The organism is Paenibacillus endophyticus (genome assembly GCF_014192395.1).
Taxonomy (GTDB): Bacteria; Bacillota; Bacilli; order Paenibacillales; family Paenibacillaceae; genus Pristimantibacillus; species Pristimantibacillus endophyticus.
Genome location: NZ_JACHXW010000025.1, coordinates 24,548 through 48,565 on the forward strand (window position 1 = coordinate 24,548; position 24,018 = coordinate 48,565).

Consider the following 24,018-nt stretch of genomic DNA (forward strand, 5'->3'; position numbering starts at 1 on the left):
CCTTAGTGTGATTCAATATACCTATATTCGTTGAGATATACCTCCTTTCCCCCCATAAATCGGTAATATTAGAAGTACTATTATTCCATTCTAAAACTTCAGGTAGACAGCTGTTTGTCAGCGAATGCATGTTCTGAATAATAAAATAAGGAAAAACTATCTACAATATAGGAATAGCACCCTCCTCTTAACAAAAGAAAAAGCCCTTCCTTAGCTAAGGAGGGCAACATTCCGAAAAGCGACCTATTTTTTCATTCATTAATGCTGCGCCATAAGCAGCTGCTGATAGACTCTGCCTTCAGCCAGCAGCTCCTGATGCGTGCCCGACTCCGCCAAGGCTCCTTGATCCATGACGAAAATCACGTCCGCATTCTCAATCGTAGACAGCCGGTGCGCGATCATGATCGTCGTCAATCCTTCGCGCCTCGCTTCAAGCGCCCCAAGCAGCAGCCGCTCCGTCTCCAGATCAAGCGCGGAGGTGGCTTCGTCCAGCACCAATATTTCGGGATTGTTGACAATCGCCCGCGCAATGGCAATGCGCTGACGCTGCCCTCCGGACAGCTTGATGCCCCGCTCTCCGACGTTGGTGGCATAACCCTCCGGAAGCCCAAGTATGAAATCATGTATCTGCGCAATGCGGCAAGCCTCTTCCATATCCGCTTCCGATACGCCGTCTCTGCCGAGCATTACATTTTCCCTGATCGTATCCGAGAACATATACGGATCTTGAAACACGATCGATACCCGCTGCGCCCATTCATCGCGATTGTAAGCACTCGCATCCTTTTCGTTGAGCTTAAAATGTCCTAGCGACACATCGAAGAATCGCACCAGCAGCTGTGCAACGGTCGACTTGCCCCCGCCGCTCGTGCCTACGAACGCGATCTTTTGCCCAATCGGAAGCTCCGCCGTGAAGCCTCGAATAACCTCTGGAAGCTCGGGGGAATAACGGAAGCCGACCTGCTCGAACGATAGTTGATCGATCTTCCCTTGCATGCGGCTCTTCCCAGGATCAGCTTGCTCCAGCTCCAGAATCCGCTGCACGCGATCTACGTTCGCAAGCTGAGACGACATACCCATAACGAATTGGAAAATATTATAGAATGCATCTGCCATTTGGGTCGAGAACTGGAACAAAATGACGAACGTTCCGATCGACATCTGTTCATTAATAAGCTGCATGCCGCAATAACCGAGCACCACAATGCCAATTCCCCATTTCATCGGATCGCTGTACCGGATTTGACGGTTCACCAGCTTGCCCTCGGCCATGACTTGATCAAAATATTCGGCGAACATTTTGTTGTACAGCTTCGACTCCCATTTCAACCGGTGGTATGCGACAACCTCGCGCGTTGATGCTACCCCCTCCTCGATCTGAATGAGCAGCGCCGTTCGCTTCTCGGCTACTTGTTTCGCCTGTGCCTTCAGCTTTGGCGTGAAATAATAACCAATCAGCACATAGATCGCGCATAATCCCACAATGAGCAGCAGCAGCGTGGGACTGGCAAGCCCGATAATAACCATTAGAATGCAAAGATTCAATATCTCCTGCATGCCGCGCGGAATTTGCCAGCCCATTACACTCGCAGATATGAATAGATCCTGCGTGAAGGAATAGACGTATTTGCCCGTGCGCTCCTGCTGGAACCGCTCGATCGGAACGCCTTCGAGACGTTTGAGCATGCGGGAGAGCAGCGAGCGGCTGACTGCGAATTCATTGCGGACGAGGCTGCGGCTTGTCATCGTAAACATGAGCGAATAAATAAGTCCCGCCGCTGCGAATACGCCGATTACGATCGGCAGCAGCTCATACCGCCCTTTCGTAAATACGTCATCGATTAATATTTTTTGCACATAAACGAGCGTATAGTTGGATACCGACTCTAGAGCCAGGTAGAGCAGCACCATCAAATACGTACCCTTTAACATAACCGAGTTCGACCAAAAGATTTTAAGATACTTCATGCACCGCTCTCCCTTCCGTCGCTTCCAACTGCCCCATTTCAAGCTCATATAGCAAGCCTTGGCGTGCAATGAGCTCCTCATAGCTGCCAGCCTCGGCCACTCGACCCTTATGAATGACCACGATGCGGTCAAAATGCTTCACCGTAGACAGCCGATGCGCGATCGCAATCGTCGTTCGACCCTTGAGCATCTCGTCAAGAGCGCGCTGCACCTCATATTCACTCACGTTGTCCAGCGAGGAGGTCGCTTCATCGAGCAGCACAATGGCCGGCTGCTTCACGAACATGCGCGCAATCGCTATACGCTGCTTTTGTCCGCCGGACAGCTTCATGCCGCGCTCTCCGACAAGTGTATCGTATCCCTCAGGCAGCTGCATGATAAAGTCATGCGCATAAGCAGCCTTCGCTGCCGCGACAACCTCCTCATCGCTCGCCTCAGGTTTGCCGAAACGGATATTCTCCTTGACCGATGACCCGAACAGGTACGTTTCTTGGAACACGTAGCCGATCGATTCGCGCAGGCGCTCCAGCGTCAATTGTCTAATCGGCACGCCGTCAAGCTTAATGACGCCTGATGTTGGATCGTAGAATCGCCCGATCATTTTGAACATCGTCGTCTTGCCGTTACCGCTTGCGCCTACGAAAGCAACCTTCTCACCGGGATGGATCGTGAGCGAGAAGCCGTTAATAACGGGAGGCTGCTCCGGATATTGAAAACAAATATCCTCGAACACAAGGCCGCCGCGCACCTCAGCGAGCGTAACCGGATCAGCCGGGTCATCAATATCGATCTGCTTGTGCATGAATCGGAACAAAGGAATCGTCTGATGAATAATAAGCTTCTGCTCGGTAAGCTGGGTGACGAGCAGCGTGAGGCGGAACATCGTCGTCATGTACAGGAGCGTGAAGGCGATGAATCCCCCTAACGTAATCCATTGATTCTGTACTGAATAGTAGCCGGCGATGAACAGGGCGATTGCTCCCAAATAAAACGTGAACCGCCGGAAGCTTCCCCGTCCAAAGCTAAACGTTGCTGCCAGGAGATAATCACGCGACCAGTTCTTGTGCTTGCCAAGCGTCCGCTCATGGTACCAAGGCTGCGAGCCAAACGCACGGAACTCACGCAAGCCGGAAATACTCTCATACACGGCTTGGTTATAGTCAATGCGGCCTTGGCCGGACTGCCTCCCATACAGAGCTGCCTTCCTCTCGAAATACGGACCGAATAAATAATAAAGGCCGAATGTCGGCAGCATGATGAGGCATAACCAGCCGCTAATGCTGAACAGGAGCACAATGGCTACCATAATAAACAAGAGGTTGTCGATGACGCTCGGCAGGACGTTTCGGTATATTTTCTGAACGGAAGCCACCTCGGAGTTGAACATGGACAGCGTTTCACCTGCCGGATGCTGTTCATAATGCGCGAAGCCAAGCCGCCGCAAATGCTTGAAAATCGCTGTCTGCATATCGCGAGAAGCAAGCTCGCCAATCGTCCGCTGCAGCAGGTTGCGATAATTTTTGGCGACGAGCATCAGTAAATTAACGGCTGTAAGCGCCGCCAATATGATCAAAAACAACGACTTATCCTTATTTGGAACGACATGGTCAATCATGTATTGAATCATTTTGGGCGTTAGTGTCTCACCTGCGACCGCCATCGTGCCGCACGCGGCAAGCGCTGCGATTTGCTTCTTGTAGGGCAGCAGAAAACGCAGCGCCCATACGTAAGAACGCCCGGACTCGTCAAGCTCCGCCTTTTGTTTTTGCTTATCCTGCTGTTTCCGCGTTCGGTTGCTACGCTCGTTCGCTTGCCGCGCTGCCTCCGATTGCTTTTCAGTTTTTGGCATCGATATCCCCCCTAGGTTATTGCTCAAAAAACACTATGCCGCATCCTAATTTCTGTAAGCCAGCTACCAATCATAATTCCGCCCGCCCTTCTTTGTCAATGCATAAATTGCTTATAATTGTTCTCTACCCCTGCTCTGCGGAATCTGACCGATGAACGAGCAGAAAGTCCGGTCATGGGCTGCTATCCCCCATGATCGGACTTTCAATAATCGTTGCGATATCGCATATTTCAGCTATAGCTCCACCATTGCTTTAATAACCTTCGATTCCGGCTTCAACCAGCTTTCGAACTCGCTGATCATCTCCGTGAACGGCACGCGATGGGTAATAAAGCTTTCCACATCGATGCTCCCGCTCCGCACCGCCTCCTGTACCGCTGCGAAATCCTCAATCGTAGCGTTGCGGCTGCCAAGCAGCGTCATCTCCCGCTTATGGAATTCGGGATCATGGAAGGAAATATCCGCCTTGACCAGTCCCACGTAAACCAGCTTGCCGCCATGCGCGACAAAGCCGAACGCATCCTGCATCGAGCGCGCATTGCCGGTTGCATCGAACACAACGGTTGGATACTCGCCATCCGTTAATTCGGCAAGCCGCTCCTTCGCTCCCTGCAGCGCGTTCACGGTCTCATCCACCTTCGCCCAGCGTTTGCAGAACGCGAGCCGCTCATCTTGAATATCCATGGCGATCACACGCGCTCCGCGATGCTTCGCAAATGCCATCACGCCAAGGCCGATCGGGCCTGACCCAATGACTAGAACCGTCTCTCCTGCACGTAATTCGGCGCGCCGAACGGCATGCGCCCCAATGCTAAGCGGTTCTAGGACCGCAGTCTGATCAAGCGTCAGATCATTCGTAACGAGAAGATGCGTCAGCGGAACCACAATCTGCTCCCTCATGCCTCCGTCAATGTGCACGCCCAGCACCTTCATATCCGTGCAGCAGTTCGTTTTCCCATAACGGCATGCGATGCATTCTCCGCAGTGCATGTAAGGAATGATGCTGACCTGGTCGCCTGCCTTGACGGCATCCTGCGCATTATCTGCCTGCTCTACAGTTCCGGCAAGCTCATGGCCAAGCACCCGGGGATAAGAGAAGAAGGGCTGGTTTCCCTTATAGGCATGGAGATCGGTGCCGCAAATACCGATGCGCCGAATCCGAACGAGAGCCGTTCCGGGCAGCAGTTCCGGCTCTTTCTGCTCCACCAGCTTAAGCTGGTCGATTTGTTCACATACAATGGCTTTCAACTGGCAGCTCTCCCTTTATACGTACACACTCGTATTGTATTCTTGCAGCCCGCTAATCCAGCTTCGGTTGCGTACCGGCTCTAGAATGGCAAGTACTTCGGACAGCAGCGCTTCATCGATCGGCTCATCCGTCCATTCGATATTTTTGCGGATATTGTCCGGATTAGCCGTACTTACCAGCGTCGTCGGTATGCTTTCGTTTGCCGTGGCAAATTGTACGGCTAGCTTCGTGATGTCCGCGCCTTGAGCCGCGCAGTAGTCAACGGCCTGCTTGCATGCAGCGCGAATTTCATCCCCTGCGGGATGCCAGTCTGCAAGCGCTCGATTGCCGAGCAAACCCATCGACAGCGGCGAGGCGCTGACTAGTCCGACCTGCTTTTGCTCCAGCAGCGGCAATATGTCCAGCAAGGACGTGTCATTAAGCGAATAGTGGCAGTAGGAAAGCACCGCATCCAGCTCCGTGTAAGCCAGCGACTTCTCGAATACCGACAGCGGAAGGCCTGAAACGCCTTTGAAACGAATCTTGCCGGACTGCTTCAGCTTATCAAGCGCAAGGAACGCCCCCTCCGCTGCCTGCTCGAACGGTACGAACTCCATATCATGCAAAAACAAAATATCAATATAATCGGTGTTTAGACGCTGCAAGCTTTCATCAACGCTTCGAATAATACGCTGCTCGGAGAAGTCGAACTCCTCCGCGCCGTAACGCCCTGCCTTCGTACTCAAGATAAAGCGATCCCGTGATATTTCCGCTATCGCCTTGCCTAACACTGACTCCGCCTTGGTCAGCCCGTAATAGGGCGAGACGTCGATTAAATTAATGCCCATATCGATGGCTGCATGCACCGTTCGTACGCTCTCGGCATCATCCGTCTCTCTAAATACGGAACCGAGCGATGAAGCGCCAAAGCTAAGCGCCGATACCTCCAGCCCCGTCTTTCCAAGCTTCCGATAGTTCATAAGCATCTACTCCTCATTGCGGGAAATGTAATCCTATTACCTTTACAAAATAACGCCATCCTTAAAGATCGCGATTTCCTTGAAGCCGTTGCGCTCGTTATTCGTCTGGATCTCGCCAGAGGCGAGACTGATCAGCTGCTCCCACAGCTCATCGGTCAGCATCTCCATGCTCTTGTCCTCAAGCAGCTGCCCCGCATTGAAATCGATCCAGTTCTTTTTCCTTCCGGCAAGCTCGCTGTTCGTCGCAATCTTCACCGTCGGCACCGGACCGCCGAACGGTGTGCCTCTGCCTGTCGTGAACAGCACGATATGCGCTCCTCCCGCGGATAAAGCCGTTACCGAGACTAAGTCGTTGCCCGGCGCTTCCAGCAGATTCAGTCCGCTGCTCGTTATGCGCTCGCCGTAAGGCACCACGTCCTGCACGATTGCATGGCCGCCCTTCTGCGTACAGCCTAGCGATTTCTCCTCAAGCGTGCTAATCCCGCCTGCCTTGTTGCCCGGAGACGGATTCTCATAGATTTCCTGGTCATGTTTAATGAAATACTGCTTGAAATCATTGATCAGGTGAACGATTTTGTCAAAAACCTGCTCATCCGCCGCCCGGTCCATCAGGATCTTCTCCGCGCCGAACATTTCCGGTACCTCAGTAAGAATCGCCGTACCTCCTGCTTCGATCAAGCGATCGGATACCGCGCCTACAAGCGGATTGGCCGTTATGCCGGACAATCCGTCAGAGCCGCCGCATTTAAGGCCAAGCTTCAGCTTCGATACCGGAACCGGCTCGCGCTTGAAGCGCTCCGCATACAGGACAAGCTGCTCAACAAGCTCCAGCGCCTCCTCAATCTCATCCTCTGCCTCCTGCGACTTAAGGAACTTCACACGCTCCGGGCTATGCTCGCCGATCGCCTGCTTGAACGCATCGATTTGATTGTTCTCGCAGCCGAGGCCGATGACGAGCACGCCCGCCGCATTCGGGTGATTCACCAGCGAAGCAAGCAGCTTCTGCGTGTGCACCAGATCATCGCCTAGCTGCGAGCAGCCGAACGGATGCGCGAAATGGTAAACGCCCTCTACGCGTCCTTCATAAAGCGCATGTGCTTTACGCGCCACGATTTCGCAAGTCTTGTTAATGCAGCCGACCGTGTTAATGATCCATATCTCATTGCGGATCCCGACATCGCCGCTCTCGCGTACAAAGCCTTGGAAGGTGCGTTCTGCATCCGCAGACGCTGACCCTGTCTTCCCGCTGGCTCCGCCCGCAATATCGCCTTGCTCTATCGCAATCTGCTCATATTTGTAATCAAGAACACCCTTCAAGCCCGTACCCATATTATGCGTATGCACCCAGCTGCCAGGCTTGATATCCTCCTTCGCCACCCCGATCGAGTAGCCGAACTTGAGCACATGCTCGCCCGTGCGGACTGCCGCCGTCAGCACCTTATGGCCCTTCGGCACCTCTTCCAGCAGCTCGAGCTCCGCTCCGTTCTCCAGCGTCAGCTTATCCCCTTTGGCAAAAGGCTGAAGCGCAATGACGACATGATCCTGCTCGTGTAATCGAACCCAGCTATTCATTGGCGCGACGCTCCATTTCCTTAAGTTCTATGCCGACTGCATCCGCCAGGGCTGGCCATTCGGCAGCCAAATCACGCCCCCAGACGCTTTTTAAACCAAGCAGCTCCAATGTTATCCGCTCCTGCGGCCAGCTCTGCTTCCCTGCCTCTGCCCAGACGCCTGCAACGATTTCCAGCAGGGCAGCATCGTCCCGCACCGTATATGAAGCGCCGCTCAACGTGCGGCCTTCGAAGCCCGTGTCCGCATGCTGCACCTTGTAATAGCGCAATAATCCGGCCATACCCGCAGCAAGGCCGCTCGGCACCTTATCGCCGCCCATATAATAAAGCAAAGAAGGCAGCAGCCGTACTTTAAATTTGCTCAAGCTGTTCATCGCAATATCAGCAAGCCTGTGGCGGATAAACGGATTCAAAAAACGCTCATAAACATCTCCCGCATATGCCTTCAGCTCTTCTTCGCCCATGCCGACCAGCGACGGAATAATTTCCGCTTCTACCGTGTGACGCACCATACCGCCAAGCATCCGATGCTCCATTGCATCCCGTACCTGTTCGATATCATGAAGCAAGCCGAGCGGCGTCATAAGCGTATGCGCGCCATTCAGAATACGAACCTTGCGCAGCTGGAACGGCTGTAGATCCTCGACCCAGTGTACGTTCAGCCCCGCTTTCTGCAATGGCAGCACGGCTTCAAGCTCCGATTCCCCTTCAATTGCCCATAAGTGATAAGGCTCAGCCGTCGTCAGCATCGCATCCGAATACTCCCATTCGCTAAACCAAGCCTCTGCTTGCGCCTGCTCCGGATAGCCCGTCACAATGCGGTCCACCAGCGAATTCAAAAATCGGTTATGCAGCGTCACCCATTCCTTGAAAGCTTCGGGATAGCCAAAATCATCGCTATAGCGCAGCACGCAGCTGCGAAGCTCGTCGCCGTTTCTCTCCAGCAGCTCGCACGGCAAGCATATCAAGCCGCGCCCTGGATCTCCGCCGAAATGAACAAATCTCCGGTAGAGCAGCTGCGTCAGCTTGCCTGGAAAAGATTGCACCGGCTGTCCTTCCACCGTCGCTTCCTCCCGATAGGCGAGTCCTGCTTCTGTCGTATTCGATACGATAACCTGCAAATCTTCGCTCTCGCCCAAAGCGAGATAACGGTCCCACTCCGAGTACGGATCGAATACGCTCCCGAAAACGGAAATCACCTCAGTACGCTCCACGCTTTGTCCGTTTTCCAACCCGCGTATGACAAGCGTATACAATCCGTCTTGGCCTGCCAGCGCATCGATTTTCGGTTTCCCTCCCGGACGAGGCTGCGTAACCGCGATGCTTCCCTCATACAAGCCTTGTTTCTTGCATTGTTGAATCATCCAATCAAAAAAACCGCGTAAAAAGTTGCCCTCGCCAATCTGCAGCACTGTTATCTTCGCTTGCTTTGATGCTTCGTACAACCGCGCTTCTTCCCCGTTTAGCACATCCTGCTGCAAGGTCCTCATAGTCGGTAAAACTCCTTCGCGTTTAGTCCGAACAGCCGAGCTCGTTCTGCTGGCGTCCAGCTGTCAGGTATCGCCTGCTCAAGCACCTCGACCACCTCGTCATAGCTTGCAGCAAGCAAGCTGACCGGCCAATCGCTGCCATACATCACCCTGTCCGTTCCGAATACATCCAGCACATGCTCGATATACGGCTTGAAAGCTTCGGGCTTCCAATTCTCGTGGTCAGCCTCGGTTACCATGCCGGACAACTTGCAATAGAGGCCGGGATGCGCAGCGAGCTGCGCCATCTGCGTTTTCCACGGCTCCATGATTCCTTCTTTAATTCTCGGCTTGGCGATATGGTCGATGACCCCATGCAACCCCGGCACTTGATCCAGCAGTTTAACGAGAGGCTCCAACTGATGGGACACGACCAGCAAATCGACAGGCACCCCCTGCTCTGCAAAAAAAGTGAGCGCTTCCACATAGGCCGGTGATAGGATTTCATTCGCGTCCGTCATACTCTGAATCATCAAACGAAAGCCAACGAACTTCGGGTGCTCAGCGAAACGTTCATAATGCTTTCTATAATCCGGGTCGGTTAAATCCAGCCATGCTACAACGCCAAGAATGGTAGGCTCCGATTCACTTAGGGAAAGCAAATAATCCGTCTCCGCTAGCGTCGCCGCCGCTTGTACGACAATCGATCCGTCCAACTGATGCTTGTTTAAAAGTGGCTCCAAATGCTGGGGCAAAAAGTCTCTGTACAGCACTGGCAGCTCCGGCGTAATCCAGCCGTAATCCCCGCGTTCTATGCTCCAATAATGCTGATGCGCATCCAATCTCATCTATTCCGCCTCATTTCTATGTCCTTTGAACTAAAGTATTGGGGCGCTGCGCGAGTAGATCATTCTTATGATCGCTGTTGCAGCCAGATTCCTGGATTTCCTAAGACATTTAAAGGTAAGACTCCACCTGCAAAGGCGAACACTTCGTTTCTCCAGAACGTTCTTCTCGCTTCGCTTACACTTCATTTATTAGTTCAACTTATATAGCAGATTATCTTCTTCCTATTATAAAAAACAATTTAGAGGTATTAAATATGCAATTATCGCATATTTGTACTCTTTTTTGATATTTGCTACAATCAAGCTGACAAATACGAAAAGAGTGGGTGATCCTGTGAATCCATATCGCAAAAGGTTTGACGCCATGACGCCGTTCCCCTTCGAATGCGTCTATCGGGATACCAAGAGCGCGCAAAACGAGCTGCCCGACCATTTCCACGATTGGTACGAGCTTGTTTACATTTATAGCGGCAAAGGCACCTTCTTTGTCGATCAAACCTTCTATGATGCGGTGGCAGGCGACATCTTCCTCATTCCCGGCAATACCATCCACCGTTCCTTCCCGGACCCGGACGAGCCAAAAACGTCTACCGCGCTGTTTTTTAACGCTTCGCTCGTGCACACCGCGCCGCTTGGCGACTCCTTTTCTTATTTGCGCTGCTTTGAACAAGCAAAACGCCAAAAGCGCTACCGCTTATCGGAGGAAGCCGATATTGATCGGCAGACGATCGTTTCGCTTATGGAAAACATTCATAAAGAGGAGACGGGCAAGCTGCCAGGGTACCGACAAGCCGTGCATCTTAACCTACAGCACATTTTACTGCTGCTTGGCCGTACTCTGCCTTCCATACAAGGCCCGGCGGCTTCCTCATCTGCACCAGGCTGGATGACGGCCATTCTTACCTACATCGACAGCCATCCCGGCAGCCCTCTCGGACTCGCCCAGCTGGCCAAGCGCGCGGCTGTTACACCAGCTCATTTCTCCCGCGTCTTCAAGAAGCTGACAGGCATGAATGTAACCGAATACGTCACGACCAAACGAATAATCCGCGCCAAGGAGCTGCTCACGGAGAGCGACGTCAACGTCGCCGAGATAGCCGAGCAATGCGGCTTCGAGAGCCTTCCGCATTTTCACCGCATGTTCAAGAAACTAACGGGCATGACCCCCTCCCATTACAAAAGAAGCGAAAATTGATAGATTTGACGGTTATCATTCGCGGATGCAAGTTGTCCGATTCTCTCATAAACTATCAATATAAGTTGAACTAAAGTTTTAGAAACCTATGGTAAAGAAATAACGACCTGCATGTCGAATAAGAAAAAAAATAATTCGAGCAAGTTGGAAAACTAAACATCACGAAATGAAGTGACACAAGCTATGAAATAAACAAAAGAACGCCGCAGGTATGAACTATATCAAGCTATGTACATCTTATGGGAAAATCAGTCAAGGACATCGCCGAGTTCTGTGGTTCAGCTTATATAGTTGAGGTAGTTCGTTTAGGAAATAGCGCTATCGGACGAGGCTACGCTGCAGTTTGTACAACGTAATCGACGTTATTTGCCTAACTCGATACGTACACTGTACTTTGTGCAATAGATGGCCTATTCTAAGGCGATATTCGTTAGTTTGGAGCTCATTCTACTGCATAATTACAATGTAGCCATCCGAAACAGCTCTCATGTGAGGTTTCTATTGTACAAAGTGCAGGCTAGGCAGCTTCTCATTAAACGATATACCTTGAACTAAGGTGAAACGGCTATCGCCGTCCTTTGGCGGCTCCAGCGCGTTTCATCCCGAGAAATATAGACAAAGTATGGCGAAGGATATCCTTTCCTATATTTTAAAAAAAATGAAGATTTAGCGAAGCGACCAAAACGTAAATGTTTAGTTCAACTTATCAAGCAAAGATAAAGCTGCTGGCAGGGAGGGAATGCAATGGTCCGCTCAAGCGTCAAAACAATCAAATACCGCGTCGGTAAAAACAATTACCTCATTATTAATATTTATCAAACCGCAGAAGCAAGCGCCCAGCAGGGCAATGTACTGGCAAGCAACGCAGCTACCGTGCAAATTTTCAAAAATCAAAAACGCAAATAAAAGCAGCCGTGCAAGAGGCAACCGCCATCGCTTCGCTTGAAGGGAGGTGAGAACATGTCATTCAAAAACAAATATTACAAACATGGCAACTCCGTCAAAAAAGACAATGGCAAAACCTTCGTCAATGTGAAACAAGGCGCTAACGCCTCCATCAATCAAGGCGGCAATGCATTCGCAATCAATGCATCCGACATCGGTGTCGTTCGCGTTCGTCCCGGCCAGCAATAATCTGAAGCATTCGCCCGGCCCGCCCATGCGACAGAGTTTTTCCAGTCCTAGTGTCCTCCTACTGTTCATACTTGATTTCTATCACAAGCGTAAACGGCTGTCGCCGTCCTCTGTGGCAAAAGCAGTCGTTTCGCGGAGATAGAAAAGCACATTTATATGTGAGACATCTAAATTCTTATATATGAACAAAAAGGACTCGCCATGAGGTCATTGACCTTCCGGCGAGTCCTTTTTTGTTGATCATTCAACCTATCGCCCATGCTGCTCGGACAGCCTATGCCCCAAACAGCCTCATGAGCAATATGCCGGCAAATGCAAGCGAAATACCTGTTATCTCAAGTGGCGTGAAACGCTCCTTCACGACAAAACGCGTGTACAGCAAGACGATCAGCACATTCAGTGCCGTAACGGCCGATACAAGTCCAGCTTTGCCGAGGTCGAATGCCGTAACGATCAGCATCATGCCAACCGCATTCGTCGTTCCGACAGCCAGCCCAACTGCAAATGTTCGCTTTGCCGTCCATAGCGCTGGTTCCACTGCCCGGCCTTCTGAAGTACGCTGCGAAGAAACGGCTACCTCCTGTACATGATTGCCCGAATCGCTCAGCGCAAGCGCGCGCTTTCCGCGTTCGCTCTGAAGGTCCCGCAGCCACCATAGCCCGAAACAAGTCGCGCCCGTTATAAACATAAAAAACATGGTTGGAAACAAATCCGCTTCCATCAGCGTCGACCATTTCCCTGACAGATCATTGGCAGCAAACAGCAGCATGGCTAACAGCCCCCACTGCGCTCCTTGCAGATTGCGCAGGGAAATATCATTCGATAGACGCACTAGGAGCACGCCTCCGATGATTACAACAAAAGCGATCAGCTGCATCGCATGAAGCTTCTCCTGCCACAATCCGAATGCAACGATGACGACAACGACAGACGGAAGCGCCGTCAATATCGCGACTAACGATGCTTTCCCGACTGCAAAGCCCTTGAACATGCTTGCGTTGGCTCCAAACGAGAATAGCCCCATTTGTATGCCGATAAGCGCCGCAATCGTCCAATGCGAAGAGAACACAAGCGCACAAATTCCATTTACAATAGCACCCATGCTGAACGTGCCGCATAGCAATAGATTGCGATTTATCGGTTTTTGGCTGGTCCAATGATAGAGAATGCCGCGCAAGCCAAAACAAAGGGCGGCGAACACCGAATAAGTTAGCCACATGCGAACGAATCTCCCCTCTCTAAGATCAAGCCTATATGGCTGATAAACATAATAGGACTTATCATATCAAGCGGAGCTGCATTTGTCTGTATCTATTCAGAGGCAATCACCTCAATTAAGCTATATAAGTTGAACCAGAAATTTGCGTTTGGGGCGCTGTGCGATTAGATCATACTTACGATCGCTGTTGCAGCCAGATTCTTCGATTTCATTAGACATTTAAAGGTGGGAATCCGGCTGCAAAGGCGAACATTTCTTTCTCCAGAACGATCTTCTCGCTTCGCTTAACCTTCATTTTCTATGTTCAACTTATATAGCAAAAAATAAATATATTGGCTGAATATAGCATGGACCTTATAATAGCGTTAGAGACTGTTCCGCGTTTCTAGCAACCGTTATCATTACATAGCGAATAAGGGGATTTCAATGGCACAAGCTGCAAAAAGACCGTACATACCCGAGCTCGATCTCGTAAGAGCATTCGGCATTTTGGCGGTTATTATGATTCATGCTACTTCATCGGTCGTAGCCTCCTACGATCACCAAGCCGCGCTTTATCCGCTTTATGTTTTTTTGAACACCGCCGCCAAATTCGCGGTTCCTGTTTTCGTTTTTTTAAGCGGCTTCGTGTTGTTTTACAACTACTATGACAAACCCTTCACTGCTGGAACAATCGGACAGTTTTACAAAAAAAGAATGTCCAAAATTTTAATGCCCTTTTTACTGTTTTCAATCTTTTACTTTGCCTATACGCGATTCATGCAATTCGGATTTGTAGACGTGCAAACCTTTATCGGCTACTTCACGACGACCAAGTTTCTTAACATGCTGCTGTCCGGGAAAACGTATACGCATCTTTATTTCGTCATTATCATTATTCAGTTTTATGCGATTTCCCCGCTTCTCCTGTATGCGGTCAAGAAATTCCCATTTCTCGGCAAGCATATCATCTGGATCGGGATGCTCGTGCAGTGGTTGTTTGTTTATAAGCTGGCAGGCGAGTGGGGAGTCAAAAGCCCCGGCAGCTATTGCTTCACCTATATGCTTTACTTCACGGCTGGCGCGTTCATCGGCATTTATTATATGAAGCTGGCGCCGTGGATCAACCTTGCAAAGCATGCGGCGAACCCTCGCAAAATAGCAGCAGCGATTGGGATGTGGCTGCTTTTCCTTGCATCAAGCATGCTTCTCTTCTACTTTCATTACGAGAATAGACTCTATAAAACAGCCGTTATTAATACCGATTTATTAGAGATTATCGATGAGGTTCGCTGCATTACGGCAGGCATCCTGCTGCTGCAGGTCTCCTTTTGGGCATACGCAGCATGGAACAAAGCCGTTGTCCGCGCCCTTATCCATATAGGCGCAACGTCCTTTGGCATCTATTTAGTTCATCCCTTTATCTTGAATCTGTACCGCAATACGAGCTCCGTAGGCGATCCAATTCTCTACCATGCCTGGGTGGTTGGCGGCTTCCTCGCCGCACTTCTTATTCCATGGGCAATCGTTTCGCTTAGCGCTCCGATCAAATGGCATTGGCTGTTGTTCGGTCCGCTTCCGACCCGCAAGAAGAAGACCAGCGCTTCCGTACAACCAGGCATCGAAGCCTAAACCAAAAAAACGTCGCTATCACGAAGACAAGTGGCCCCACTCCGTGAGACAGAATAAGACACCTTTAAGTTGATAATACGATTGTAAAATAATCGTTCAACTTGGAGGTGTTTTTGCTAGCCCATGGTTCTCAGTAACAATTATTTTGCAAGCGTCAGGTAATATTATTATAATAACCTCACCACATAAAAGGCTGGCTTCAGCAGCCCACGGAAGGAAGACAACTCGCCATTGAAAGCAACTGTGGATGTACAAGAGCACATACTGGTCTGGAATGATGCAGCGCTCAAAATCATGGATGTACGACATATGCGCATACAGGCCGGCGAGCGCGTGCTCCCGTACCTGTTCCCTGCCAGCGCCTTTTTGTACGTAACGCATGGCAGTGCAACCATCATTATGGATGGAAACGAGCATGCTGCTAAGCGTTTCTATATGCTTCATGGGGGCAAGGGCACCAGCCTAGACATTATCCTAACGGGTGAATCCTTTCATTATTACCTGATTTTCTATAAAGCCTCCTTACCTCTATTTGGCGAGCAGCATCCCCTACGGCATACGGATCGACAATTGCCATTCTGCCTCCAGTACGGTTTTATTCCGCTCCACCCTGCCATCCTCTACGAACTGGCTGAGCGAATGCTGGGGGAATGGCTGGAACAGGGACGTTTGGGGCGGCTCCATGTCAAAACACTATTCTATCAATTTGTATATGAGCTGCTTCGGCAAATGGATCAGCAGCAGGTCAGCATCGTTAAGCCTAACCTTGCCGCTCAGCTTATTCGCTTTATGCAGGAGCACTATGCCGAGCCGCTGACCCGCGAATCGCTCGCGCACACATTCCACTACAGCGTACCCTATCTTTCCAAGCATTTCCGGCGCGAAACTGGCGCAAGTATAATCGATTACTTAATCCGCATTAGGATGGACAAAGCAGGAGCGCTGCTGCAACAGACCGATTTAACTCTGCAAGAGATCGCAACAAGTGTCGGATATGCAGACGTATCCTATTTCATCAGAATGTTCAAAAAGCATACCGGAGTAACACCAAAGCAATTCAAGGATGAGTCCGTACCTGCAGCGAGAGGCTCTTATCGTCCTATCATTAGGCTTGGATCATCCATTGTTCCGCGCAGACTTCGTCGTTATATTGATATTAGAAATGATAATCATTATCAATATGGCGAAAAAGGAGATTTACTGATGTATAGAAGCAAATTACCTGCAGGCATTACGATATTGCTGTGCTTAACTCTATTGCTTAGCGCATGCTCCGGACCCGCAAACACGAATGCCGGGACTGGCACTGGCACTACGCAAAGCCCGACTGTAGGCGCAGAGAACAGTGCCGGCAATTCCAGCAACGCAGCAATCGGAAATAAAACCGGCAGCTCGGAGATGGTCACCTATTCCGCTGTTAACGGTGAGGTGCAAATCCCCAAAAACCCGCAAAGGATCGTCATGGTGGCAGGAGCCTTCACGGGACATTTGCTAGCGCTTGGCCTAAAGCCTGTCGGGACCGGTGACGAGTCCTTCAACGGCTATACAGAAGGTAAGCTGGACGACGTTGTCAACATCGGCAACGATGTTCCGTACGAGAAAATAATGGAGCTGCAGCCGGATTTAATTGTAGTCTGGAACGACCCTGAAACAATCGAGAAGCTGTCCAAGATCGCGCCGACCGTCGCTGTTGAATACGGAATACCTCTGCGGGAGCAATTGATGGATTTCGGCAAGATGACAGGTAGAGAAGATCAGGCGAAGGCATGGATTGCTGAGTGGGACGCTAAAATTGCCGAGTACAAACCAATCGTGGAGCAAGCGGTAGGTGATCGCACCGTTTCGATCTTCGATTCGGGAAGTGCCAAGGAATTTTATGCCTACGGCAGCTTTGGCAGAGGCGGAGACATTATTTATGGCGAGTTCGGTCTGAAGGCACCTCCGATTATTCAGAAGGAAGCCATCGACAGCGGCCAGGGCTGGGCCAAGCTATCGCTTGAGCTGTTGCCGGAATACGCGGGAGATTATATTTTTATTAGCGGGTGGACGGGCGTTGAGAATGCGGCTCCGGTTTTTGAAGGCAGTATCTGGGATAGTCTTCCGGCTGTCAAAAATAATCATGTTTATCGCGAGAACAGCCGCGGCTTCGTGTTAAGTGACCCGATTTCGTTGGAAGCCCAGCTTGCATTTGTCGTAGACAGCTTAACAAAAACGGAGTGAAATTCAGTAGACATGCGGTTTGTGGGCGGTTCATCTAAGATCGGATCGCCGCAAATCACAAAGAATCATCTACCACCTGACCAGAAAGCTAGCCGAGGCCAAAAAAGCTGTATTCGAATATATTGAGCTTTTCTACAATCGGCGGAGAACGCATATCTGAGAAATAGAGCCAGACATTCTCCCTAAGAGAATAGTCTGGCTCTATTTTTGTTAAGAGGTGTTTCTATTACGAGAGGCTCAACCTCTCCTCGTACAGCCTTATATTAAGACAACCGATGAATCGACCATACCGTATCTGTTGTTAGAGTTAGGGTTAAACCGTTATCTTCATAATATAACTCAACTTGATCGCCTGCTTGCAGCTCAACATCGCCAGATAGTGTCACCGTTGCACTTTCGAGTAGGGCTCTCAAAGTCAAGACTAAAGGTATATTAACGTGTAAGATAGGCAAGTTACCTTTTATTAAATTTGAGCTGGCATTTTTCTTTACAGTGAAAATAGGATTTACAGTATCCCGCAAGCTTACGCTAACCGCAGCAGCTGTCTTATAGTTAATAGTTGCATGTATGGCATACTTGCCAGTCTCAGGCGCTGTAAATATCCCTGTAGTAGAATTAAACGTAGGACTCGAATAATATGGGGATGCCACACTCCAACTAGTAAACTTTGTACTACTACTTGCAGTGGTTACACCCGAAGCTGAAAACCCTTCAGATGTATATGAAGCCCCTGTTGGTCCAGTTGCACCTGGATCACCTTTATCTCCCTTATCGCCTGCTGGGCCTATTGGTCCTATTGGGCCTGCTGCGCCTGGATCGCCTTTATCTCCCTTGGCTCCTGCTGCTCCCGCTGGGCCTGCTGCGCCTGGATCGCCTTTATCTCCCTTGGTGCCTGCTGCTCCCGCTGGGCCTGCCGCGCCTGGATCGCCTTTATCTCCCTTGGCTCCTGCTGCTCCCGTTGGGCCTGCCGCGCCTGGATCGCCTTTATCTCCCTTGGCTCCTGCTGCTCCAGTCGCACCTGTAGCTCCCGTTGAACCAGTTTCCCCTTTAGCTCCTTTATCACCTTGGTCGCCTTTAGCTCCAGGCAGAGCAGGCGCCACTGCTTCATCCATTGTAATATGTAATGTTTGAAGCTTCTGGTTCCACACCACCTTGCCTCCATATAACTCCACTAGAAAGCGAGCCGGAACCATCAAGCTCCCATTGACTAACTGTGCCGATTGCTCTAATGCTACCTCCGTTGTCTCCGTACTGGTGGTAACTATTGCAGAAGCGCGTCCAAGGACGAATGACACGATAAACTCGACATCAGACAGCGTCAATGTTTTGGTTTGATCGTCCCAACGATACTTGGAGCCAAAAATATCCGCAGCATATTTAACGGAAATAAGAACTTTCCCATTCTTCACGACAGGAGGGACCTTCTGTTCTATTGAACTTCCATTCACGATCAACGATATTCCAGCTGCCTGCACATATTGTACAGAGATCATCATCAAGGCTAATAATGAGATAGCTACAGTGCTTAACCATTTCTTTTTTAGCAAAACAATTCCCCTTTCGAATATAAAAGCTATTAATACACATGAAAAATTGTACCACAGCTATACCGTTTTTTCCCTAGTTTTTGTCATAAATCGACAGAATATAATTATAACGAAAGGAGGGATTGAGCAGCCTTATATGTGTAAATGCAGGGGGAACATAGAGATGCAAGAGTTTGTTTGATACATGATGAATCGAACAAACAAGAATGCAGGACGGAGTTTTATGAAATTACTTTTAGAGAGCAAGTGTTGACTCCTTGTTGACTTTGACGTCCCTGAGCACAGCGCAAAGAAGTACACCGCCACATGAGCGGTGTACTCCAAGTCATATACAACTATGCCGTTTAAGCCTTCTCTTCGTCACCAGTCGCTGCAGGGTTCTGAGGGTCAGAACTCCATTCGCTCCAGCTGTCGGTTATGCGCTGGAAGTGGTTCCAAGGCGGGAATTTGGCATGTACAGAGCAACGAGATTCCTTGGTTTCATTGTGCCGTTGATGATGACGATCATGGACGTTGTTTTCGCCGCGCAACCGAAAAGCTCAGCTTTTAGTACGCCAGAGTCATTGGTTCGGAGAGCGAGAGGCGTAGGTGGCGCATGGCGGTCCAGCCCCAACATGAGCGGAACTTGCGAAGCTTCAAGCCGCCGACCAGCGAAAGAGAACGTCAGACAATTACTATCAACAAAAGAGCCGCTCAACAAGCCAATTTAATAAAGAATACACAAGAAATAAAGCGCGTATCATCTGTGATCATCATTACTAATGATTATTTTAGTTGAATCATTTTTTGCTTGCTTATAAAATAATCATGTTCAAGGTTTTTTTTCAAAAAATCATCCGTATTCACTTCGGAAATTTTTGAAAATAAAAAGTAAGAATTTATTTCTTCATTGTCAATTTGAGTTATTTCATAGATTTCACCCTGAACTTCATCTGCTTTTTCAGAGAAGCTCATTTGAAAATAAACAAAATCGAAATAGTCACTATATTGCTGGTAAAACATATTACTTGCTTCTGGGTTTGTAATTTCACTCAAGCCTTTAAAAACTTTATCCATGGATTTAGATTCCCTATTAATATCCGTTACAGCAACCCCTAAGTATCCATCATTCAACATACTATAAACTTCAACGTAATATCTCGCCATGTCAAGTCCACTTCTTGCCAAAATATATTGATGAGTTAGAGACGGCTCCCAGTCTTTGAAGATGTGATTAAAAGGGGTAACTTTTTTAAATGGTAGGTTTTTTAGCCGTTGCTGTTCATCCTTCGCCATATTTATTGTGCCTGGAATTTTTGGTATAAAGTACTTGCTATCAGATATAACAGTATACCCAAATAGAGATTTGTTATTGTCAAAGTATGTCAATACTATATAATCATTAGAATAGTATGTAGCAACAGAGCCTTGTTCTTCTTTAGCACTAATTGTTTTATATTTTATCTCTTCTAATACAGTAGGTACACCCAACTTTTTTTCTATGAATGTATAGTTTTGCCCTAATCGCAAATCACTCACTTTCTGGGAGAATGCTTTTAATTCGGTTCCGGGTAACAAGTCTTTTCCAAAAGTAAAGGCTATAATAATCCACCCGCCGATTGTAACTAAAGCCGCAACCAATTCAAATATTTGTTTACTCTTTTCAGATTTTCTTTGAAAAAAATTATATATTTTAATTAATAACAAAGTTATTTTACTCCTCATTTTTCCACCTCAAAAAAATCCCGACTTTCATATCAAATGATAAAATTACAGATGAAAATTTTATAATCCCTTATCGATAACCCCTGACATAGGTTAATAAAAAGTATTATTATCTATGTTGACCTATTACTGAATCATTTGACTGGTCTTCCTTTAACTATATCTTCTTTCAACATCATTCAACCTAGTAAAAAGTAAATACCTTCCAATATAACACATCAATAATTCCAATAAAAGCCCGTTTCTCGATCTTTTGTACGACAAAACGAGATTCGTTGATATATCGTTGGTTTTATCTTTCACTTTTTTCATCGTATTGACTCATTTTCAAGTCTGCTTTCATCACTAACTCAAAAAAACTCAATACGTAAATATGCAGTAACAGTATCCTCGCAAGAGAATGAGCTGACTGGATAGGCTAACTTGTCGTTGTATGACCTATCGATTCATACAAACAAACGCTCGGTTCACTGTTTCTAAAAATGTTTTTAATACGCAGTGTTGACTCCGGAGCCCCTGAGCTCAACGAAAAAAAGTACATCGTTGCATGAGCGATGTTCTTCAACTTACATACTGTTATCCGTCTTATCGGTTCTCTTCGCCGCCAGTGGCAACCGGATTCCCGCTATCGGAACTCCAATCACTCCAGCTGTCGGATTCTACCCGAAAGAGCTTACAGCAATGGGCTGGACCTTTGGACTGCGCCAAGGGAACGGCTTTTACTAGCCTATGGCGATCATTGGGTACAGCACTCGAAGACTAACCCCCATCATTCTTTAACATCACTTGTGATACGGTTCTCCGCGTTGTCTGTAACGGCAAGTTTTTATCACTCAAAAAATGACCCTCTATAATTATAGAGGGTCGCCACTTAATTATTGTAGTCCATTCTCATTACGATGTTCTAATACTAAACTCAATAGATCATTTAATGCTTCCGGGATTAATTCATATTGTCCTGCTGGGTATTCTAGAAACTCTAAATTATAGGTTGATTTAATTGCTTTTTTAACTGATATATTCCAATTATTACCAGAAACAATATAGTGTGGTCTACTACATTTTGCAGCAATATTAGCATTCTCTAACAAAAGATTTATGTCGGGATCAGATAATCCATTCCCAATAAAAAGAATTGTATTAACTAAAAACAATGAATCTAAAACACGATAAAAGGAAGAATACTGATCTCTAGCTTCAAAGTAATCTCCTCTAGTTAATATTGTTTGTTTAGTGTTACTGACACATCCATGTGCTTTTAAGACCAACCTTTTTCTAGATCGAATATCGTCTATAATGTTGTTATCATAATACTTTAACACATTGTAAGAAGGTTGTTGCATGCATAAATTATCATAAATTTTGTCATAATTCGTTGTAACGACAATTTTAGGGTCTAGTAGCATGATTGTTTTATGTACCTCAGAAGGTAGGTAAATATCCCTGGGGTTAAATTCCTCTTGAAAGAAATCATCATAATCACCAAGGTTAATGTGATCCTTCATTATTTGAGCAGCATCCAAATAGTTTTTCTTATCACACATTTCGATTGCTACAACTTTCGCATCTTCATTGTTCATTCTTTTTATGCCTTCGCGTAAGAATCCATCCCAATCTTTTGGGCTTTTTCCAACGCTACTCTTCGATGATGCTGACACTCCTGAACCAAGAACAATAATACATCGCCGCTCTGCCAACTCGGTTACAAGTGACGAAGGCCATCTTATGATTTCTTTTTCTACTACCGGTTCGATAACTTCAGAAACTTCTATCTTTGTGCTCATGAACCCGACTCCTTAATATTTTCAAGTAGGTTATGAGTAATTGAATCTATCATTTCTTTGTAATTATTTAATTGTGCATACTGTGAACCAACTAAGCCATCCTTACCTTCTAAAAGAAAAATAGGTGTATTAGCTGATTGCGAAAGGGGAACCAGACTATAAAGATGGGGTACATCACCTAATCGCAGTTTATTTTTATCTAATTTTTCTGGTGTAAATCTGTTTAAATTTTCGGATACTTCGCCTGGAATTTTTTCTAAAATCTTTTCAAATGCTTTTGTAGGTCTTGCCCTACTACCCGAACTTCTAGTGACAATGTATTGTTGGATTGTATATCCAATAAATTTAGATTGTGAATTAATGCTATTCACTAGATCGGTTCCATACTTCTCAACTAATTCAGGTTTTCTTTCTTTTATGAATCCTAAATTTGCTGCGTATAATGCATGCCAATCCCTTAACCAATCAGAAATATTATTAATTCCCATAATACTAAAAGTATCGCATCCCATTGGACTTACAAAGTAATCACAACCGAGTAGAATAGTTCTATTTAACGCACCTAAACTTGGACCTACATCATATATAATAATGTCATAATCATCTGAAAAGTGCGAGTTTAATTGATAACACCAATTTGTCGTTCTTAATGCACCGATGTCATTGTTAAGATCAAGCCATGCTCTACTAAATTTATCTTCAAAAAGCGCGATTTTAGGATGACCAGGTAACAGATCAACATTAAATCTATTAAATTCTTGTTTAACTGGAACAACTTTAAAATTGATATTTGCGTTTCCTTCTTCCAAGGGAAGTATTACATCAAGCACTGTGTTATCTGACTTAGATCCAAAAAGATCCTCGGTCTCATCAAATGACATGATATATTGCGTTGCATTACATTGCGGGTCTGTATCAACTATGAGAACCCTTTTGTGGTGTACAGTAGCTAGATATGAAGCAATGTTACATGTTAATGTTGTTTTACCAACACCACCCTTATTGTTAAAAAAACATAAACTGGTTGCCACAGTTATTCCCCATCCCTATTACCAATATAGTTGGAATTTAAACTAGTAATTAGAAACAATAATCCATATCATACCATTGTCATTAAATCTTTAGCTACAAAAAACTTGCCGTTACTTGTGGTAAGGTTCAGTGCGATTGATTTTCAACGCTGTATGTTGACTTTTCGTTGATTTGCCTCAATCAATTTTCAATTGTTGATTCAATTCATAATTTTGTTCGAGGAACATTTGAATTGTGACGCTAAAAAAAAGTATGCGAACACTCTCTATGTGATCACAATGCAACCACTTTCTGAACCCGACTGTCGACTTCGTGTTGATTTATGGACATAAAAAATACAGAGCAGGGGCAACCCTCTAGCTGTGCTCTTTATTGAAACCCGCATTCTACTATACACATTTCCGTCCTTCCTCGTCCCCCACCGCAACCGGATTCCCGCTATCCGAACCCCAATCACTCTAGCTGTCATCTGTCGTATGAAAATGGTTTCAAGCAAGGCACATAGTGGTGTTAATAGATACATGATCGAGAGTGATACGCTTGCTTTTTACGTGTTGCTTCATTATATGTACGCAGCTGAGAGAGGAAAACCCTAGCTCCAAGGTCGCCGCCACCAAACTCAGAATGTTTTGTACGCTAGCACCATTGGTTCAGAGAGC

Annotated in this window: 17 protein-coding genes; 5 read left to right on the plus strand and 12 right to left on the minus strand. The window is 47.5% G+C overall.

Going from position 1 to position 24,018, the window contains the following annotated elements:
• Positions 1–258: 258 nt before the first annotated feature.
• The 7 genes from FHS16_RS27225 to FHS16_RS27255 all read right to left on the minus strand — a co-directional run bounded on the left by FHS16_RS27225 (position 259) and on the right by FHS16_RS27255 (position 9,913).
• Positions 259–1,968, minus strand: a complete 1,710-nt coding sequence (locus FHS16_RS27225; protein WP_183570165.1) for an ABC transporter ATP-binding protein — start codon at positions 1,966–1,968, stop codon at positions 259–261.
• Entirely contained in the window at positions 1,955–3,817 is a 1,863-nt protein-coding gene (locus FHS16_RS27230) for an ABC transporter ATP-binding protein (RefSeq protein WP_183570167.1), read from the minus strand. The genes FHS16_RS27225 and FHS16_RS27230 overlap by 14 nt, the downstream gene beginning before the upstream one ends.
• Before the next feature lie 234 nt (positions 3,818–4,051).
• Positions 4,052–5,065 carry a zinc-binding alcohol dehydrogenase family protein gene (locus FHS16_RS27235; RefSeq protein ID WP_183570169.1) on the minus strand — a complete coding sequence of 338 codons (1,014 nt, stop codon included), beginning with the start codon at positions 5,063–5,065 and terminating at the stop codon, positions 4,052–4,054.
• 15 nt (positions 5,066–5,080) lie between these two features.
• Complete coding sequence (locus FHS16_RS27240) at positions 5,081–6,025, minus strand: aldo/keto reductase (RefSeq protein ID WP_183570171.1); 945 nt, start codon at positions 6,023–6,025, stop codon at positions 5,081–5,083.
• A 42-nt stretch (positions 6,026–6,067) separates the two neighbouring features.
• Positions 6,068–7,597: a UxaA family hydrolase gene (locus tag FHS16_RS27245; RefSeq protein WP_183570173.1), complete on the minus strand. Its 1,530-nt coding sequence runs from the start codon at positions 7,595–7,597 to the stop codon at positions 6,068–6,070.
• A complete protein-coding gene (locus FHS16_RS27250) occupies positions 7,590–9,086 on the minus strand; it encodes a tagaturonate reductase (RefSeq protein ID WP_183570175.1) in 1,497 nt (498 codons plus the stop codon). Before FHS16_RS27250 ends, FHS16_RS27245 begins: the two co-directional genes overlap by 8 nt.
• Positions 9,083–9,913 (minus strand): amidohydrolase family protein, encoded by an 831-nt coding sequence (locus FHS16_RS27255; RefSeq protein ID WP_183570177.1) that lies wholly within the window; start codon positions 9,911–9,913, stop codon positions 9,083–9,085. Before FHS16_RS27255 ends, FHS16_RS27250 begins: the two co-directional genes overlap by 4 nt.
• 334 nt (positions 9,914–10,247) lie before the next feature.
• Here FHS16_RS27255 and FHS16_RS27260 point away from each other — a divergent pair, with 334 nt between their 5' ends.
• From FHS16_RS27260 to FHS16_RS27270, 3 genes are all read left to right on the plus strand, one after another.
• A complete protein-coding gene (locus FHS16_RS27260) occupies positions 10,248–11,108 on the plus strand; it encodes a helix-turn-helix domain-containing protein (RefSeq protein ID WP_312891102.1) in 861 nt (286 codons plus the stop codon).
• 744 nt (positions 11,109–11,852) lie between these two features.
• Positions 11,853–12,014, plus strand: a complete 162-nt coding sequence (locus FHS16_RS27265) for a hypothetical protein (RefSeq protein ID WP_183570179.1) — start codon at positions 11,853–11,855, stop codon at positions 12,012–12,014.
• Between the two features lie 54 nt (positions 12,015–12,068).
• Complete coding sequence (locus FHS16_RS27270) at positions 12,069–12,242, plus strand: hypothetical protein (protein ID WP_183570315.1); 174 nt, start codon at positions 12,069–12,071, stop codon at positions 12,240–12,242.
• Positions 12,243–12,516: 274 nt separating this feature from the next.
• On the opposite strand, the gene FHS16_RS27275 is transcribed toward FHS16_RS27270, so the two are convergent.
• Positions 12,517–13,461, minus strand: a complete 945-nt coding sequence (locus FHS16_RS27275) for an EamA family transporter (RefSeq protein WP_183570181.1) — start codon at positions 13,459–13,461, stop codon at positions 12,517–12,519.
• A gap of 426 nt (positions 13,462–13,887) precedes the next feature.
• On the opposite strand from FHS16_RS27275, the gene FHS16_RS27280 reads away from it, so the two are divergent.
• A complete protein-coding gene (locus FHS16_RS27280) occupies positions 13,888–15,072 on the plus strand; it encodes an acyltransferase (RefSeq protein WP_183570183.1) in 1,185 nt (394 codons plus the stop codon).
• 231 nt (positions 15,073–15,303) lie between these two features.
• Positions 15,304–17,292: an AraC family transcriptional regulator gene (locus FHS16_RS27285; protein WP_183570185.1), complete on the plus strand. Its 1,989-nt coding sequence runs from the start codon at positions 15,304–15,306 to the stop codon at positions 17,290–17,292.
• A 263-nt stretch (positions 17,293–17,555) separates the two neighbouring features.
• On the opposite strand, the gene FHS16_RS27290 is transcribed toward FHS16_RS27285, so the two are convergent.
• From FHS16_RS27290 to FHS16_RS27310, 4 genes are all read right to left on the minus strand, one after another.
• Positions 17,556–18,839 carry a stalk domain-containing protein gene (locus FHS16_RS27290; protein WP_221226490.1) on the minus strand — a complete coding sequence of 428 codons (1,284 nt, stop codon included), beginning with the start codon at positions 18,837–18,839 and terminating at the stop codon, positions 17,556–17,558.
• Positions 18,840–19,604: 765 nt separating this feature from the next.
• Complete coding sequence (locus FHS16_RS27300) at positions 19,605–20,525, minus strand: ETEC_3214 domain-containing protein (RefSeq protein ID WP_183570189.1); 921 nt, start codon at positions 20,523–20,525, stop codon at positions 19,605–19,607.
• Positions 20,526–21,418: 893 nt separating this feature from the next.
• Entirely contained in the window at positions 21,419–22,327 is a 909-nt protein-coding gene (locus FHS16_RS27305) for an SIR2 family protein (RefSeq protein WP_183570191.1), read from the minus strand.
• Positions 22,324–23,358 carry a ParA family protein gene (locus tag FHS16_RS27310; protein ID WP_183570202.1) on the minus strand — a complete coding sequence of 345 codons (1,035 nt, stop codon included), beginning with the start codon at positions 23,356–23,358 and terminating at the stop codon, positions 22,324–22,326. Before FHS16_RS27310 ends, FHS16_RS27305 begins: the two co-directional genes overlap by 4 nt.
• Positions 23,359–24,018 lie beyond the last annotated feature (660 nt).